Source organism: Brevundimonas sp. DW-iso22 (genome assembly GCF_058725425.1).
On the sequence record NZ_JBZXEB010000003.1, the window covers coordinates 18,449 to 35,876 of the forward strand.

Consider the following 17,428-nt stretch of genomic DNA (forward strand, 5'->3'; position numbering starts at 1 on the left):
TCATTCCGCCTTGCCCGGCTTTACCCCCGCCAGTCGATCCAGTTGATCGCGCATCTCTTCCATCTGACGCTGCATCATGGCCAGGGGGTCGGTCATGGGCGGCGGGGTTTCGGAGGCGGCCGGAGCCTTGGGCATGACGGCACCGAAACCGGGCCACATCTTCATGGCCTCGCTGAACATGGCCATGTTGCGCTTGACGGCCTCGTCCATCAGGCCTGCGCCCGGCGTCGCCCCGAAGGCCTTGGAGAACTGACCCCTGATCTGCTCCTGCTGGCGGGTGAAGCTGTCCAGCGACATCTCCAGATAGCTGGGCAGCACGCCCTGCATCTGGCCGCCGTAGAAGCCGATCAACTGACGCAGGAACTGTACGGGCAGCAGAGCCTCGCCCCGGCTCTCTTCTTCGAAGATGATCTGGGTCAGGATCTGACGGGTCAGGTCGTCCTCGGTCTTGGCGTCATAGACCACGAACTCGACGCCATCGCGGACCATCTTGGCCAGATCTTCCAGCGTCACATAGGCCGAGGTTGCGGTGTTGTAGAGCCGACGGTTGGCGTATTTCTTGATGATGACGGTGCCGTTCTTGTCGGTCCCGGATTTCTTGTCGGCCACGCTGCGTTCCCTGACATTTTATTGTTCTGGCGCGCACTATCCCGCAGCGCGAAGGCCAGCGCAAATCACCTGACCAAATCGTGTGCCGATGCGATCAGGTGCCGAGCGCAGCCGGGGCCAGGACGACCCCAACCAGAACCGCCGCCCAGTGCGTCATCGCCCCGGTCACGACGAAGCCATGCCAGATGGCGCGACGGAACTTCACCTTCGGGCTGATGAAGACGAAGACGCCCGCCGTATAGATCAGGCCGCCCGCCACCAGCAGGCCCAAGGCGATCGGATGGACTGTCTCCATCATGGGTTTCAGCGCCAGCACCGCGACCCAGCCGAAACCGACATAGACCGCGCTCCAGATCGCGTCGGACAGTCGCGGCAGAGCCAGTTTGGCGAATACGCCCCCGAACGCGATCGCCCAGACCAGAACCGAAAATCCGATCGACCAGGCTCCCTCGAAACGCTGGGTCGTGAAGGGGGTATAGCTGCCGGCGATCATCAGAAAGATCGCTGCCTCGTCCAGCCGCCGCAGGATCGGCCGCGCCGCGCAGGGCCTGATCTGGTTATAAACCGTCGAGATCGACAGCATGGCGATCAGGCACAGTGCATAGATCGCCGTCGCCACCGTCGCCCCGATGCCGGAATAGGCCGCCGCCAGTACAGCCAAAACGATACCGCCGATGGATGCGAGGACCAGCCCAACGATATGGACCCACAGGTCGGCCCGTTTCTCGGCAGGCGTCCTGTAATGCTCGACCATGTCGAGCTCATCGGGTTGGCACACCCGGGTGAACAGTCGTTTCAGTCTCATCAGCATGGCTCCTTCAAGCCGCCGAGCGCTGGGTTCGTTCCCTCAAAGTCTCACGACGTGGTGACTGGCTGCTGAACGGGTCATGTCGCACGTGACGAAGGCGCTGCGATGCGGCACAAGCGCCACACGTCTTTTCTCCCCGAAAGGAAAACTCATGACCGACGTCGTCATCGTCTCCGCCGCCCGCACGCCCGTGGGATCCTTCCTCGGCGGGCTGTCCAGCCTGCCGGCCTCCAAACTGGGCGAGATCGCCATCAAGGCCGCGCTGGAGCGCGCCGGTGTGTCCGGTGACGAGGTCGACGAAGTGATCCTGGGCCATGTGCTTCAGGCCGCCGCCGGTCAGGGCCCCGCGCGTCAGGCCGCCGTCGGCGCGGGCGTGCGCAAGAAGGCGGCGGCCTGGAGCCTGAACCAGATCTGCGGCTCGGGCCTGCGCGCCGTCGCCATCGCGGCCCAGCAGATCGCCCTGGGTGACGCGAAGATTGTCGTCGCCGGGGGTCAGGAAAGCATGAGCCAGGCCCCGCATGCCCAGGCGCTGCGCAACGGCCACAAGATGGGCGACGTCAGCCTGATCGACACCATGATCAGCGACGGGCTGTGGGATGCCTTCAACGGCTATCACATGGGCCAGACGGCCGAGAACATCGCTGACAAATGGTCGATCAGCCGAGAGGCCCAGGACGATTTTGCCCTGGCCAGCCAGCACAAGGCCGAGGCGGCCCAGACTGCGGGCAAGTTCGACGCCGAGATCGTCCCGGTCGTCATTCCCGGCCGCAAGGGTGACGTCACCGTCGACAAGGATGAATACATCCGCCACGGCGCGACCATCGACGCCATGCAGAAGCTCAGACCCGCCTTTGCCAAGGAGGGCAGCGTCACCGCCGCCAATGCCTCCGGCCTGAACGACGGCGCGGCCGCCTTGGTGCTGATGAGCGCGGACGAGGCGAAGGCGCGCGGGCTGGAACCGCTGGCCCGCATCGTCAGCCACGCCACCGCCGGGGTCGATCCCTCCATCATGGGCACCGGCCCCATCCCGGCATCCAAAAAGGCGCTGGAGAAGGCGGGTTGGACTGTCGCCGATCTGGACCTGGTCGAATCCAACGAGGCCTTCGCCGCCCAGAGCCTGTGCGTCGTCAAGGAACTGGGCCTCGACCCGGCCAAGGTGAACGTCAACGGCGGAGCCATCGCCATCGGCCACCCTATCGGGGCCTCCGGCGCGCGTATCCTGACCACCCTGCTGCACGAGATGAAGCGGTCAGGAGCGAAAAAGGGCCTGGCGACCCTGTGCATCGGCGGCGGCATGGGCGTGGCCATGTGCGTGGAGCGCGACTGACCCGGCCTGCCCCCCCGTTATTGAAAAGGCCCCGCCTCCAGTCCGGAAGCGGGGCCTTTTCCTGATGTCAAGGAGAGGGGTTACTTTCCGAACAGCTTCGCCCAGCGGCGCTTGTCGCGGGTCTTCCAGGCACCCCGATGATACGCGTCCGAGCCGATCAGCGGCACCACCGTGGTCGCCTCGGCGAAGACCATCTGTTCGTGGGTGGTCTGAACCTTGCCCCAGGAGGCGGCCTCCTTGAGCGTCGAGGACGAGCAGGCTCCGTCGCGCACGTCGGCGACCGTGATCTGGACCGCATAGCGGTGCATCTCGGCCTCGATGCCCAGGATTTCGGCACAGACGACCGTGTCCTGGGCGAAGTTCTTCGGAACGCCGCCGCCGACCATGAACAGGCCGGTGACGCCCGCCGCGATCTTGATGTCGGTCAGTTCGCGGAAGTCGGCGACTGCGTCGATCATCAGATAGGGCTGGCCCGCCGCGATCCGCTCCTTCTGGTGCTTGACCAGGCCGAAGCCGGCCGATGAGTCGACGAAGGCCGGGCAGAAGATCGGCACGCCTTCTTCATAGGCAGTCTGGATCAGGCTGCCTTCCTTCTTGGCGTTCCCTTCGGACAGCCACTTGCCCATCTCCCAGATGAACTCGCGCGAGGAATAGCCGCGCGGCTCCAGCCGGTTGCAGATCTCCAGGATGGTGTGGTCGCAGGCCTGGAGTTCTTCCTCGTCGATATAGGTGTCGTAGATCCGGTCGATGTAGTTTTCGCGCAGAACGTTGTCGTCCACCTCGCCGGCGGCCTGGTAGTGTTTGCAGCCCAGGGCCTCGAAGAAATCCATGTCGACGATGGAGGCACCGGTGGCGACCACGGCGTCGATCATGCCGAACTTCACCATGTCGCGGTACACATGCATGCAGCCGCCGGCCGAGGTCGAACCGGCGAGGATCAGCCAGGGCGAGCAATCCGCATCCTCGATGGCCATGGAGAAAATGTCGGCAGCGCGGGCGGTATCGCGGCTCGAGAACGACATCTTGCGCATGCTGTCGATGATCGGCCGCGCGTCAAAGGACGTGATGTCGATGTGCTCGACCACATTCTGGAGGAGCTGCGCCTTGGCGTTGGACGGGACGGGTGCGTTCATCTCTCGGGTTTCCCTCTGGTGAGCGCCCGTCGTCAACAAAAACAGCGGCCCGGACGGAGCGACGGGCCGCTGTTGTCTAGTGTGCACGGATGACGGTTTAGCGCCGACGCTGCTTGCGCTGACCGGCCTTGCCCTTGGGACGGCTCAGACGAACCACCTTGCGCGCCTGCTCTTCCGCCGTGGTGCGCACGGTCGGAATGGAGCGGGGAGCCAGGCCGTACAGCGACGCCATCGGGGCATCCTCGACCGCAGCCAGCTCATGCTCGCCATAGCCGTTGAAGCCCGTCGACATGGCCACGCCGTAAGCGCCCAGCATGCCGATCTCGATGAAGTCGCCTTCCTGCACATCGGCCGGCAGCCAGAACGGGCCGGGCATGTGGTCGATGCTGTCGCAGGTCGGGCCGTAGAAGCGGAAGGGCTTCAGCTCATTGGCACTGTCGCCGTCCCGGACCAGCTTGGTCGGGAAGGGCCAGCGCGAATGAGTGGCATCGAACAGCGAGCCGTAGGAGCCGTCGTTCAGATACAGGGCGTCGCCCTTGCGCAGATCGACGCGGCACAGGACCGAGGACGACTCGGCCACCAGCGCCCGGCCAGGCTCGCACCACAGCTCGGTCGTTTCCGACACCGGCATTTCGTTAAAGCCGCGATGGATGGCGTCGGCATATTCCTGCATGTCCGGCGGGACCATGCCCGGATAGACCGAGGGGAAGCCGCCGCCGACATCGACGATGTCCACGAACACGCCTGCACGGCTGATCGCGCGGCCGACCTGGGCCATGGCAGCCTCATAGGCGGACGGACGCATGCATTGCGAGCCAACGTGGAAGCAGACGCCCATCAGGCCGTCGGTCACCGCCTGGCGCGTGGCCAGCAGCAGCGATGGGGCGTGATCCGGCGTGATGCCGAACTTGCCCGACAGCGAATAGGCCGCGCCGTCCGCCGAGACCGCCATGCGGACCAGCAGGTTCAGATCGGTCGCACCGCCCGTCGCGTCGATGATCTTGGCCAGCTCGTCGTGGCTGTCCAACGAGAAGGTGCGGACGCCATATTCGAAATATGCCTTGGTGATCGCGCCGCGGCTCTTGACCGGATGCATGAAGGCCAGGCGCGCGTCGGCGCTGACCGAACGCACCAGTTCGATCTCGGCGATGGAAGCGACATCGAAGGCCGTGACGCCAGACTCGACCAGGGTCTCGATGACCCAGCGCGAGGGATTGGCCTTCACAGCATAGAAGACGTCGGCCTTTAGATTATCCTGGAACCAGCGCGCCGCTACGGAAACCGAACGCGGCCGCACGAGGGCGACGGGACGTTCAGGGGACCGCTCACGGACCAGGTCCAGGGGAAATTGGTACGTGCGCAATTCACGTAACCCCCTGCTAATTGTTAAACCCAGACCGGCGTTAGCGGCGCAGACAGGACCTACGGGGTCCGCCGGAAGACGCGATATGGGGATATCGCACTGTCATGTAAAGCGGTTTTTTGAAGGCAGGCCTGAGCGCGGTGCCTGTCAGCGCGGCAAAAACCTCCGGATTCGGACCGCGTTTGAAACCTTGGCCGTTCGGGTGGGTTAGCCCGTTGCGCGGCATGACTTCGTGCGTGGGGGATGACGATGAACCGCTGGCTCTACTACTGGAAACGGCTGACAGGACAGCTCTGGGCGACGGTCAGCCTCTACGGACTGGCGGGCGTCCTGCTGGCGCTGGCTGCCGTGCTGTTCGCACCGTTTGTGTCCGAGGAAGCGGCTGACCGGTTTGGCAAGTTCGAGGCGGTCGAGGCTCTGCTGACGATCCTGGCGTCCAGTCTGCTGGCGGTGGCGACGTTCTCGCTGGGGGCGATGGTCAGCGTCTATACGGCCGTCAGCACCGCCGCCACACCACGGGCCACCGCCCTGGTCGTGGCCGACCCTCGAACCAAGAAGGCGCTGTCGACCTTCATCGGCGGCTTCCTGTTCTCGATCGTCGCTCTGGTGGCGGTCGAGGCCGCCTATTACGGCGCCCAGGGGCGTGCCATCATCTATTTCGGAACCTTGGCCCTGATCATGGTTCTGGCCTGGACACTGCTGCGCTGGACCGATCATCTGGGCCGGGTCGGGCGGATGAGTTACATCCTGGATCGTGTCGAGCGCGAAGCCGCCTCTTCGATGGACGACCGCATCGCGGCACCGCGGCTGGGAGCCTGTCCGATCGATCCCGCCGAAGCCGCCGTCTTTGATCAAACCATCAGCGCCACCGCCACTGGCTATGTCCAGAATATCGATACCCCCCGATTGCAGGACCTCGCCGAACGCCACGACCTGATCCTGAAACTGACCTGCCTGCCCGGCACCTTCGTGACGGACCAGCATGCGGTAGCGCGGGCTTGCGGCACCGTTTCAGACGATGTTGCGGAGGAAATTCAGGCGGCCTTCTCCATCGGCCATGCCCGCACCTTCGATCAGGATGTGCGCTTTGGCCTGATCGTTCTGGGCGAGATCGCGGGCAAGGCGCTGTCGCCCGCCGTCAATGACCCGGGCACGGCCATACAGGTGACGGGCATCGCCGTCCGATTGCTCAAGCGTTGGGGCGAGGCCCGAACGGAGCCCTGCGAAGTGCGCCACTCGCGTCTGCGAGCCCCGGTATTGAAGTCATCGGATCTGCTGGACGATGTCCTGGGCCCGATATCGCGCTTCGGAACGTCAGACGTGGCCGCCTCAGTCCGCCTGCAGAAGGCTCTGGTCGTGCTGAAACACAGCCCGGACACCGATCTGGCGCAGGCGGCGACACACATGGCGCGCGTCTCGCTGGAGCGCAGCCGGGCCAGTCTGGTCGTCAGTGACGACATCGACCGCATCGCCCGGGCGGTCGCCGACGAGCACGCCGACCTGAGCTGAGACCCGGGGTCGGGAACGGATCGTAGCCCCGGAACCACGGGCGCTGGACGTCATCGCGCCCGGCGTGTCATTAAGACTTGCCTCGCACCCGGTTTTCGGGCGATGCGGCGCGCCCTTTGTTCAATGGCCTCCAGCGAGATCCATGACCGCATCCACCGCCGTCGCATCCGTCAGGGATGTGTCCAAGACATTCGGTGCCCGCAAGGCCCTCAACGGCGTGTCCGTCGAGGTGGCCGCCGGCGAAATGGTAGCCCTGATCGGGCCGTCCGGTTCCGGCAAATCGACCCTGCTGCGCTCCATCACAGGCCTGCAGTCGATCGACAACGGTCCCGGCGTGATCGAGGTGTTCGGCACCGTGGTCCAGAAGAACGGCCGCACCACAAGTGCCGCCCGCGCTGCACGCCAGACCCTGGGCATGATCTTCCAGCAGTTCAATCTGGTCGGACGGCTGTCACTGTTTTCCAACGTCATGCTCGGCGCGCTGGGCCGCGTTCCCGGCTGGCGCGGTCTGGCCGGGGCCTGGCCTTCGGAAGACAAGACCCGCGCCATGGCGGCTCTGCACCGCGTCGGCGTGGCCGACTATGCCGCCCAGCGCGCCAACACCCTGTCGGGTGGCCAGCAGCAGCGTGGAGCCATCGCCCGCGCCATCGTCCAGGGAGCCAAGGCGATTCTGGCCGACGAGCCCGTCGCCTCCCTCGATCCCGTCTCGGCCCGCAAGGTCATGGAACTGCTGGTCGAACTGAATCAGCGCGACGGCCTGGGTGTCATCGTCACCCTGCACCAGGTCGACTATGCCATCCGCTACTGCAACCGCGTCGTGGCGCTGAAGGCCGGGAAGATCGTCTATGACGGCCCATCCAGCGGCCTGGACACCAAGACCCTCATCGACATCTACGGTCCCGAGTTCGAGGATGCGTTCTGGGAGGCCAAGGCATGAGCCGTCTTCGTAGCCTGGCCGCCGGCATCCTGGCCGGTGCCACCCTGCTTCTGTCAGGCCTCGCGCCCGCCGTCGCCCAGACCGAACAACCGCGTCAGCCCGACAAGCTGGTCTTCTCCATCCTGTCCGCCGAGGGTCAGGCCAACTCCGGCCCACTGTGGCAGCCCCTGCTGGACGATCTGGAGCGCGCCATCGGCGTGCCGGTCGAGCCGGTGTTCGGCTCCAACTATTCGGTCCTGGTCGAGGCCATGCGCGCCGACCAGGCCCAGATCGGCTGGTTCTCGGCCCTGCCCGCCGTCCAGGCCATCGACCGCGCCGAGGCCGAGGTCATCGCCCGCACTGTCGATGTCGAGGGCAAGGATTCCTATGTTTCGTCGCTGATAGTTCAGCGCGGTTCTGGCATCACGATTGACGACGTGGCGGCGTGCGGGAAAAAATACACATTCGGCATCGGCGACGCCCAGTCGACGTCCGGCACTCTGGCACCGCTAACCTATTTCTTCGGGCCCCGGAACATCAACCCGACCACCTGCTTCTCGACGGTACGATCCGCGAGTCATCAGGGTAATTCATTCGCTGTCGCCAACGGACAGGTTGATATCGCGACCTCGAACTCGGTCAACACCGTCTTCCTGACGCGTCAGAATCCCGAGGTCGCCCGCCAGATCGAGGTGATCTGGGAATCACCGCCCATTCCGGAGTCCGGCATCCTGGTGCGGGGTACTCTGCCTCCCGAACTGAAGGCCCGAATCCGCGAGTTCTTCGTCAACTACGGCCAGGGCTTCGGCCCCGAGGCCGACCGCCAGAAGGCGGTCATGGACCAGCTGAACTATTCCCAGTTCCGCGCCGCCGACAACAGCTACCTCAACCCCATCCGCGAGATGAAAGCCGATCAGGCGCGACGCGAAAACCGGCCCTCGGATGTCGCTCCGCCCGTCGTCAGCCCCTCGCAGAGGATCAAACAGGTTGGCCCGTTCGCCCTGATCGGCCTGCTCGTGCTTGGCGCGATGCTGATGAATCTGCGCAGGAAAAGGGCTCCGGCAGCTCTGGCCGACGGTCAGATTCCGGCACCGCCAGAGAAGTCCGCTGCCGCCTGGTCGCTGGACATCCTGCTCTGGGGCGGGTTCGCGATCATTCTGATCGCAGCCTTTGGCACGGTGGGCCTGCCCAATATCGGCAACCTGTTCTCCAATCCGGAGCGCATGCAAACCTATGGCCGCGACTTCCTGAACCCGGACTTCAGCGAGTGGCGTCAGCTGGTCGGCCTGATGTGGCTGACCGTCCAGATCGCTCTATGGGGTACGTTCCTGGCCGTTTTCCTGGCCGTGCCGCTCAGCCTGATGGCGTCGCGCAACCTGTCGCCCGCCTGGCTGGTCTGGCCGGTGCGCCGGGTGATGGACATTATGCGGTCCATCCCTGACCTGGTCATCGCCACCCTGTTCATCGTTGCTGTGGGCCTGGGCCCTCTGGCCGGTGTACTAGCCATCGCACTCAACACTGCCGGTGTTCTAGCCAAGCTGTTCTCCGAAGCGGTCGAGTCGATCGATCAAGGCCCCATCGACGGGGTCAAGGCGACGGGGGCCGGGCGTCTGCATGAGATCACCTGGGGCGTCATCCCGCAGGTCGCACCGCTGTGGACCAGCTTTGCCCTGTATCGCTTCGAATCCAACAGCCGGGCGGCTACCATTCTGGGCCTGATCGGCGCGGGCGGTATCGGCCAGGCCCTGTTCGAGAACCTGCAAGCCTTCGAGTATCGGACGGTCTCGACCATCGCCATCATCATCATCGTGGCGGTCACCCTGATCGACATGCTGTCCCAGGCGATGCGCAAGCGCCTGCTGTAGGCAAGGGCGTCCCATGACCGACCGCGCCGTCCGCCACTCCCGCCGGGGGTTGATCATCCCCTTCCTGATCGTCGGCCTGGCGCTGGCGGTTTGGAGTGGGTGGTGGCTGTATCTGTCCGATCAGGTGCGGACGCGGCTGGACACTCAGGTCGCGGCCCTGCGCAGCGACGGCTGGATCATCACGCATGACGCCACGGACATCAGCGGCTACCCGTTCCGTGTGCGGGTCGCCCTGCCGCAGGCCGACATCCTGGCCCCGTCCGGCCACGGTATCGCCGCGCCGGAGCTGGTAGCCGAGGCCAATGCCTGGAACCCCGACCACTGGGTCATGATCGCGCCCGATGGCCTGACCCTGACCCGCGCCGCCAAGGGCCGGGTGAAGATCGGCAGTGACGGCCTGCGGCTCAGCATCAGCGACCTGCGCGCCCGCTTCCCCGACCTGCGCGTCGAGATGATCCGCCCGACCTTTACGCCCCTGCTCGGTGCCGAACCCTTCCCCATCGCCTCGGCCCGCCACATCCAGCTGGAGACCCTTCCAGCTCAATCACCGACGGCGGGTGACGATTCTGTCGACGTGCTATTCCGTCTGGTCGAGGCCAAGGGCCGTCCCGGCGGCCCGGTCGAGGGCGCGACACGCCAAGGCGAACTCAGCCTGGATCTGGAGACCACGATCGTCGGGGCCAGCCGCCTGCGCGCCATCGACGGCCGGGGCGTCTTCGCCGCCTTCACCGATGCGGGAGGCCGTTTCGCGCCCGTGCGTGGCGAGATCCGCGCCGGAGACAGCCGCGCGCGCCTGTCCAGCGAGACCTTGTCCGCCGATGCCAACGGTCGCCTGACCGGCACCCTGGCAGTCGTCGCCGAACAGCCCATGCAGGCCATCGCGGGTCTGGCAGGATCTCAGACTGGGGCCGTCAACCGTCCCGCCGCAGCGGGCGCCGCCGTCGCTGCCGGAGCCGAACAGGCCACCCAAGGCGAGGAACCGGTCGAACTGACCATCGACTTCCGCGATGGCCGCACCTGGCTGGGCCCCTTCGCCCTGGCCCCCGCGCCCAAGCTGTTCTGATGAACCGCGCACCATGCTGACGGAGCCGCAGACCGACGCCACTCTTATGGCACTGGACAGGGCGGTGGCCGAGGCCGTGCGCAACCGCCTGGCCGCTCCGACACACGTCCATCCAGACGCCCAGGCCATCACCCTGCGTCAGACCCTAGCCGATCTGACGGCCGCCCAGAGCGCCACCGTCCGTGCCGTCCTGGGCCGCATCGACGCCGGACAGGGCTTGCCGCTGGTCGTCTGGGGACCCTCGGCTCAGGTTCTGGCTGCTGACCGGTTCGGCCTGAGCGCCCGCGTCGCCGCCGAGCCGGAACAGGCGCTGGCCGCCGTTCGTTCCGGCTCCCGCGCCCTGCTGGACCTCACCCCCGCCAAGGCCTGGTGGGGTCGCCTGCTGGCCGAGCCAGCCTTGCGCATCGTCGTTGCCCTGCCCGACGACCGGCACGGCACGCCCCGCGCCCTGATGGTGCAACAGACCCCGCCTGGCCCCACCGGCGACGACCGCACCTTCTGGGTTACTGACAGCGCGGCTCCGGACGCTCGCATCGTCGAGACCCTGTCGGCCTCGGGCCTTGCCGCGACACTGCTGATCGCGGCGGGCGGGTTGAAGCTGTTCACCTTGGCGGGCTATGTGCAGGCCGAAGACGTCCGGTTGATCGACGCACCGGGCACACTGAACGGCATCATCGGTGCCGCCCCCCTGTTCTGATTTCTCGAGGATCGCATGACAAACAGCCCTGCTCCAAAGCCCGGCATCCTCGACATCGCGCCGTATGTGGGCGGCAAGTCCGCCATCGCCGGCGTCGCCGAGCCGATGAAGCTGTCGTCCAACGAGAATGCCCTGGGTGCCGGCGAGAAGGCCCGCGCCGCCTATGAGGCCGCGCTGAAGAACATCCATCTATATCCCGATGGCCGCGCCGGAAAGTTGCGCGACGCCGTCGCCGAGCATCATGGTCTGGAGCCCGAGCGGCTGATCTTCGGCAATGGCTCGGACGAGGTCTTCGCGCTGCTGAACCAGGCCTATCTGACCGCCGGGGACAATATCGTCAGCGGCCAGTACGGCTTCCTGGCTTATCGTATCAGCGCCCTGGCCAACCAGGCCCAGGTCAAGCTGGCCCCCGAGCCCGAGTTCAAGGCGACGCCCGAGGCCCTGCTGGCCCAGGTCGATGACCGCACCCGCATTGTCTATGTCTCCAGCCCGGCCAATCCGACCGGCAGCTACAATACCGCCGAGGAAATCCGCCGCCTGCACGAAGGCCTGCCCGCCAATGTGATCCTGGTCGTGGACGAGGCCTATGCCGAGTTCGTCACCGCGCCGGATTGGGAAACCAGCTTCGGCCTGGCCCGCGACGCGTCCAACATCGTCGTCACCCGCACCTTTTCCAAGATCCACGGCCTGGGCGGGCTGCGCATCGGCTTCGGCTATGCGCCGCTGGCGATCTGCGAGGCGATCGACCGCATCCGCCTGCCGTTCAACGTCTCGGTGCCCGGCCTGGACGCCGCCACCGCCGCCATCGGCGACGAGGCGCACCAGCAGGCCTCACGCGACCTGGTCGAGACCTGGCGGCCCCGCCTGACCCAGGCCATCAAGGGCTTCGGCTTCGAGGTCTTCCCCTCCGCCGGCAACTTCGTGTTGGTCCGCTTCAAGGATGCCGAGCAGGCCGCCGGGGCCAACGACTATCTCAACACCAAGGGCATCATCGTCCGCGCCGTCGGCGGTTACGGCCTGCCGGAGGCGCTCCGCATCACCATCGGCACCGAGGACCAGAACCGGGCGGTGATTGACGCCCTGAGCGAGTTCGCGGCGGGGTGATCCTTGTCCTCCCCGTCGCCACTTGGCGGTGGGGAGGGGGACCGCGCGTAGCGTGGTGGAGGGGGCAGCTCGGTTGAGAGGGCTTAGCGACAGGCTGGCAACCGCCTGCGCCGCCCCCTCCGTCACGGCGCGTATTCGCACCGCGCCACCTCCCCATCGCCAAGAGGCGACAGGGAGGAGAACACATCAACTTCGCCGGAACACCCTGCTCGCCGCCCAGCCGGTGAAGGCGGCCAGCAGGACGCACAGAATCCCGTAGGTCCACGGCCGGTTCTGCGAGAACTCGTAGATGTCCCGTTCGATGCCGACCTTTTCGACGGTCAGGTCCATCTGGGTCGCGCTGACGGGCTGGCCGTCCTGGAACAGCCAGACCTCGGCCTCGTACTTGCCGGTGGGGGCGACGGCGGGCAGTTCGATCTGGGCCCGGAACAGGCCGCGGTCCACGAATGTGACCCCGGTCGGATCTGTATTGTACAGCGCCGCATCTTCCCGCAGGCGGATCACCGCGCGGCGCCAGTCCAGATAGTCTTCGCCCAGACGGCTGACGACCACGTCGCGCACGCCATAGCGGGTAACCGTGCGGCTCTCCTCCGGCGCATTGATGCGCAGATGGTCCAGCCCGATGCCCTCGCGGCGCAGCTGGCCGAAATCGGCGATGTCGGACAGGGGGCGGCTGGTCGCCGTCATGTAGAAGCCCGGCGCGCCCTCGAACAGAACGGGTCGGCTGTTCAACCAGACGCCCGTGTTGCGGGTCTTCTTGACCAGACGGACCGGACCATCCGGGCCGCGCACCACCACCACGACATCGGCGGGCGTATCCGTCGGATTGAACACCGCGCCGTACAGGACGATCGACGCCCCGCGAAAACTGGAATCGACCCGCACCTCGGCATTGGTCAGGGCGGCGGCGACGCGGACCTGATCGGTTGTGGCGATAGACGGCGAGGGCGAGGGCGCGGGCGCTTCGACGGCGGGCGGCGGAGGCGGCAGTTGCATCATCACACCCTCCTCAGTTCACGCCGGGGGCAAAAGCGAACAGGTCACTGGGCCGCACGAACAACTCCAGCCCCATCTGGATGCCGACCAGCAGGACGATCAGCCCCAGGACGGCCCGCAGCTCCTCGGCCCGGAACTTGCCGGACCAGCGCGCGCCATACTGGGCCCCGACGACCCCACCCAGCAACAGTATGGTCGACAGGACCACATCCACCGTCTGATTGCGTCCGGCCTGAAGGACGGTGGTCATGGCGGTCGTCACGATGATCTGGAACAGGCTGGTCCCCACCACCACGCTGGCCCGCATGCGCAGGACGTACAGCATCGCCGGCACCAGGACGAAGCCGCCGCCCACGCCCATGATGGCCGAGAGGATGCCCACCAACAGACCCAGACCCAGCGGCGGAATGGCACTGATGTACAGGCCCGAGCGGGGAAACCGCATCTTCAGAGGCAGGCCGTACAGCCACAGTGGACGCCGCCGCTCCTTGTGGGGCACCACCTCGCCGCGCACCCGGCGCAGGATGGCCCCCAGGCTTTCGTACAGCATCATCAGCCCGATGGCGCCCAGGAACAGCAGGTAGGACAGGGCGACCGCCAGATCCGCCTGACCCAGCAGGCGCAGGTAGCGGAATATTTCGACCCCCAGCAAAGCACCCAGGACCCCGCCCACGGCCATGACGCCGCCGATCTTGAAATCGATGGCCTTCTTGCCGGCGTAGTTGATCACGCCCGAGGTGGAGGAGGCCACGACGTGGCTGGCCTGGCTGGCAACGGCCACGGCGGGGGGGATGCCCATGAAGATCAGGATGGGGGCCATCAGGAAGCCCCCGCCGATGCCAAACAGCCCGGACACAAAACCGACCGTCGCACCCAGCAAAACCAGGAACGGCCAGTTCACCGAAACCTCGGCGATCGGCAGATAGATATCCAAAGGACGCGCCTTCGGCTGGAACGAAAAATCAAACGCCCGAAAGCGACGGTGAAGGTCTCAAACGCATAGACGCGTCAGATGTTTACCGCCACCCGTCGCGCCCGGAATATCAGCCCGGAACCTCAGCCCAGAGGTTCGACCTGAAACCGCTCGGCCTCGGCGCGCGCCTGGCCGCGAATTTCGGTCGGCACTGTCGCCTTTAGACGCTCGACCGAAGCCTGGGCATCGCCGTCACCGGAACGCGCCGCGATCAGATACCATTTGTAGGCTTCCGACAGGTCCTGGCCGATTCCGTTCTCGCCGGTCTCGTACAGTTTGGCGACATTGTACTGGCTGTCGACCAGACCCTGATCCGCCGCGCGACGCAGCCAGGTCAGGGCGGACGGTCCGTCCTGGGTGCCGCCGAAGCCTTCGAACAGATACATGCCATAGGCGTGCATGCCACGGGCGTCACCGCCTTCGGCGGCGCTCTTGGCCCAACGACGCGCCTCGACCGGGTTGGTCTCCACGCCCTTGGCACCGTCCTGATACAGACCCGCCAGATGCAGTTGCGCCTGGCCGTATCCCAGTTCCGCCGCCTGTTTCAGGGTCTCTGCCCCCGTCGCGTCGTCGGCGTCCAACTGGGCGATAGCCTCGCCATAGAGCGTCTCACCTCGCGCCAGATCGGCGGCTGAAGGGGCCGCAGGCGTCATGGCCAGGGCCGCCGTCGGCGTTACGGTTTCGCCACCGCCGGTGAACCGGTCCAGACCGGGGATGGCGATGCCATTGCCGGTCATCTGGCCATAGGCGACCACGCCCGCCACAGTCAGGGTCGCAGCCAGGGCCGACGCCCCCAGCGCCTTGCGCACCGTGCCGCCCGACTGCTTGTCCATCCGCTCCTGCAGCCGGGACTTGCCGCCGCGCTTCAGGCCAAAGGCGGAACGCGGAGCCTCGACCTCTGTCGGGGCCATGGCCGCGCGGGCTGCATCAATGGTCTGGCGGGTATCGGACGGACGCACCGCCCGATCGGTGACGAAGTCCGTCCCGGCATCGAAATCCGCGCCGAAGTCGTCGACGTCGTCATCCAGAATGTCTGGCGCGGTCGCGGCCAGAGCGTCCGTTACATCGGCACCGCCGAAGCCCTGCCCGAAGGGCGTGGCGGCTGGCCGAGACGGGGGTGCGCTCTCGAACGTCGGCAGGACAGGCGAATCGACTTCGACGGCTTGATCGCTCTCGGCCTCGAATGCCTCGTCCCGGTCATGGGCCAGCGGGCCGTGCAGCACGGCATCCAGAAGATCGTCGGACACCAGGGCTGCAGACGATCCGGTTGCCGGAGCGATCTGGTCATCGATCTCGGGCTCGACGGTCGCCGATGACGGTGCGTCGGCCTCGAACGTCTCGTCGGCCCACGCGGACTGCGCGGCCGGTGCCTCGTCCTCGAACATGGGATCCGCGAACGGCGAGTCCACGCCACCGAAGTCCGCCTTGCCAAAATCGGAGTCAGGGAAGGCCGCGTCAGGGAAACTTGCTCCGGAATAGGCTGCGCCGCGCCAGTCAGGCTCGGCCTCGCGCACGAGAGACGCAACCGTCGGCTTCGGCTCAACCCGGCGCAGCAGGGTGTCGCGGGCCTCGCTGAGCAATGCAGCCGTCCGCTCTTCTGACAGCCGCATGCGCTCGGCCAGTTCGCCCGAAGCGCGATCGTAACGCTGCTCGATGCGGCCAGAGCTTTCGCTCAACCGCTGACCGATGTCGTCCAGAGCCTGGGCCGAGCGGCGTTCGGACTGGGCGATGCGTTCGCTCAAGCGGTCTGAGATGCGGGTAATCTCACCGCCCAGGGTTTCAAGCGCCAGCGCATGACGGTCGTCCGAGGCCGTCAGACGACGCTCCATCCGCTGATCCAGCGACTGGGTCAGGGCGTGCGAAAGCTCTCCAAGATCGGTCTCGACCTTGCGCGTCGCCGCCAGGCTGGCCGCCTCGACGATCCGGTCCAGACGACCCGGTGCCTCAAGCTCGACAGCCTCAACCCTGCCATTCAGGTTCTGGGCAATCTTCAGGACTTCGCGACCCATGGCTTCGACAGCGCGGGCGGCGCGTTCTTCAGAGGCCTTGACCTGATCGCCGATGGCCTGGACGGCGCGTTCGATGCGGTCGATCCGCCCCTCGGTCTCGGCAGTGTCCAGACGCCGCATCATTTCCGAGCGGCTGGCCTCGACTTGACGGCTCAGGGTCTCGGCCAGCTTTTCAAAGCGGGCGGCTTCGCGAACCCCTTCCGGCTCGACCCGACCCTCGGCGGCACGCATGCGCTGATCCAGCCCGGCGAAGGAACGCTCCAGCCCACGCAGAGCCTCGGTCGTGCGGGCCTGTGCCTCGTCCAGCCGCGCGCCGACCTGAGCGAGCAAATCGGTACCGACCCCAGGACCAGCGGCCTTCTCGATGGCTTCCATGCGGCGGCGCAGGTCTTCGGTGCCCGCGCGCTGACGCTCTTCGATATCGTAAAGGCGACCCGTGATCGCCCCGACCGACGCCTCGACCTTGCCGAAGGCATCAGCCGTCTGAGGCCCGACTTCCTGCTCGAACCTGCGCAGCCGCTTGTGCCCCTCGCGCAGTTCCTCGGCGATGTCGTCGATACGGCGAGCGTAAGTCTTGCCGGTCGCGTCCTGCCCGTCGAGACGACGCACCAGTCCGCTGACGGCCTGATCCACGCCTTGGATAGCCACAGTCGATCGACGCTCTGCGGCTTCCAGACGGGCGGCGATGGCGTCGATGGAGGCCCCCAGACGCTGCCAGCCCTCGTCGCCTGCACCGTAAGCATCGTCCAGGCGGCGGCTGCGCCCGCGGCGCTCATAGGTGTCGGAGACGTGCGGGCGGCGCGCCAGCGGCACGACGCCGTCATCGTCGTCGCCGTCTTCCAGGATCATGGTGTTCAGCCATTCGCCCAGGGTCATGCCAGAGCGACGCGCCAGGTCCTTGGCGATCTCACGGGCCTTGGGTTCGATCCCCTTAACGCTCCAAGGCGCCGCTGCGCTCACTGATTCGTCTCCCCACCTTCACGCCGAACGCTAATCGTCCAGATCGTGGGTGTAAATGCGTGGTTAACCGCTAGATGTTGCGTCGTCACCAACTTC

General features: G+C 66.3%; 14 protein-coding genes. 7 read left to right on the forward strand and 7 right to left on the reverse strand.

The window, feature by feature from the left end; all coding sequences use genetic code 11:
* Positions 1-609, reverse strand: coding sequence for a polyhydroxyalkanoate synthesis repressor PhaR (phaR, locus tag AC4PRM_RS03705; RefSeq protein ID WP_487921059.1), 609 nt, complete (start codon positions 607-609; stop codon positions 1-3).
* 94 nt (positions 610-703) lie between these two features.
* Positions 704-1,414 carry a PAQR family membrane homeostasis protein TrhA gene (trhA, locus tag AC4PRM_RS03710; RefSeq protein ID WP_487921060.1) on the reverse strand — a complete coding sequence of 237 codons (711 nt, stop codon included), beginning with the start codon at positions 1,412-1,414 and terminating at the stop codon, positions 704-706.
* A 154-nt stretch (positions 1,415-1,568) separates the two neighbouring features.
* Between trhA and AC4PRM_RS03715 the strand changes: the two genes are divergently transcribed.
* Positions 1,569-2,744 (forward strand): acetyl-CoA C-acetyltransferase, encoded by a 1,176-nt coding sequence (locus tag AC4PRM_RS03715; protein WP_492038839.1) that lies wholly within the window; start codon positions 1,569-1,571, stop codon positions 2,742-2,744.
* Positions 2,745-2,824: 80 nt separating this feature from the next.
* Here AC4PRM_RS03715 and AC4PRM_RS03720 read toward each other — a convergent pair whose 3' ends face one another.
* Both AC4PRM_RS03720 and AC4PRM_RS03725 read right to left on the reverse strand, forming a co-directional pair.
* A complete protein-coding gene (locus AC4PRM_RS03720) occupies positions 2,825-3,877 on the reverse strand; it encodes a 1,9-bis(guanidino)-5-aza-nonane synthase (RefSeq protein WP_492038840.1) in 1,053 nt (350 codons plus the stop codon).
* 97 nt (positions 3,878-3,974) lie between these two features.
* On the reverse strand, positions 3,975-5,240 hold the full coding sequence (locus AC4PRM_RS03725) for a type III PLP-dependent enzyme (RefSeq protein WP_487921062.1): 1,266 nt from the start codon (positions 5,238-5,240) through the stop codon (positions 3,975-3,977).
* A gap of 249 nt (positions 5,241-5,489) precedes the next feature.
* Between AC4PRM_RS03725 and AC4PRM_RS03730 the strand changes: the two genes are divergently transcribed.
* The 6 genes from AC4PRM_RS03730 (at position 5,490) to hisC (ending at position 12,394) form a co-directional block, all read left to right on the forward strand.
* Positions 5,490-6,749 (forward strand): DUF2254 domain-containing protein, encoded by a 1,260-nt coding sequence (locus AC4PRM_RS03730; protein WP_373257056.1) that lies wholly within the window; start codon positions 5,490-5,492, stop codon positions 6,747-6,749.
* Positions 6,750-6,891: 142 nt separating this feature from the next.
* Entirely contained in the window at positions 6,892-7,686 is a 795-nt protein-coding gene (phnC, locus tag AC4PRM_RS03735; protein ID WP_492038841.1) for a phosphonate ABC transporter ATP-binding protein, read from the forward strand.
* Entirely contained in the window at positions 7,683-9,530 is a 1,848-nt protein-coding gene (gene phnE / locus AC4PRM_RS03740) for a phosphonate ABC transporter, permease protein PhnE (protein WP_492038842.1), read from the forward strand. Before phnC ends, phnE begins: the two co-directional genes overlap by 4 nt.
* Positions 9,531-9,543: 13 nt before the next feature.
* Entirely contained in the window at positions 9,544-10,593 is a 1,050-nt protein-coding gene (locus AC4PRM_RS03745; protein ID WP_492038843.1) for a DUF2125 domain-containing protein, read from the forward strand.
* Between the two features lie 13 nt (positions 10,594-10,606).
* Positions 10,607-11,290 (forward strand): hypothetical protein, encoded by a 684-nt coding sequence (locus tag AC4PRM_RS03750; RefSeq protein WP_492038844.1) that lies wholly within the window; start codon positions 10,607-10,609, stop codon positions 11,288-11,290.
* 15 nt (positions 11,291-11,305) lie between these two features.
* A complete protein-coding gene (hisC, locus tag AC4PRM_RS03755) occupies positions 11,306-12,394 on the forward strand; it encodes a histidinol-phosphate transaminase (RefSeq protein ID WP_492038845.1) in 1,089 nt (362 codons plus the stop codon).
* A gap of 186 nt (positions 12,395-12,580) precedes the next feature.
* Here the strand turns inward: hisC and AC4PRM_RS03760 are convergent, their stop codons facing one another.
* The 3 genes from AC4PRM_RS03760 to AC4PRM_RS03770 all read right to left on the reverse strand — a co-directional run bounded on the left by AC4PRM_RS03760 (position 12,581) and on the right by AC4PRM_RS03770 (position 17,332).
* On the reverse strand, positions 12,581-13,393 hold the full coding sequence (locus AC4PRM_RS03760; RefSeq protein ID WP_492038846.1) for a TIGR02186 family protein: 813 nt from the start codon (positions 13,391-13,393) through the stop codon (positions 12,581-12,583).
* A gap of 10 nt (positions 13,394-13,403) precedes the next feature.
* Positions 13,404-14,324, reverse strand: a complete 921-nt coding sequence (locus tag AC4PRM_RS03765) for a sulfite exporter TauE/SafE family protein (RefSeq protein WP_492038847.1) — start codon at positions 14,322-14,324, stop codon at positions 13,404-13,406.
* Positions 14,325-14,446: 122 nt separating this feature from the next.
* Positions 14,447-17,332: an SEL1-like repeat protein gene (locus tag AC4PRM_RS03770; RefSeq protein ID WP_492038848.1), complete on the reverse strand. Its 2,886-nt coding sequence runs from the start codon at positions 17,330-17,332 to the stop codon at positions 14,447-14,449.
* Between the last annotated feature and the right edge of the window lie 96 nt (positions 17,333-17,428).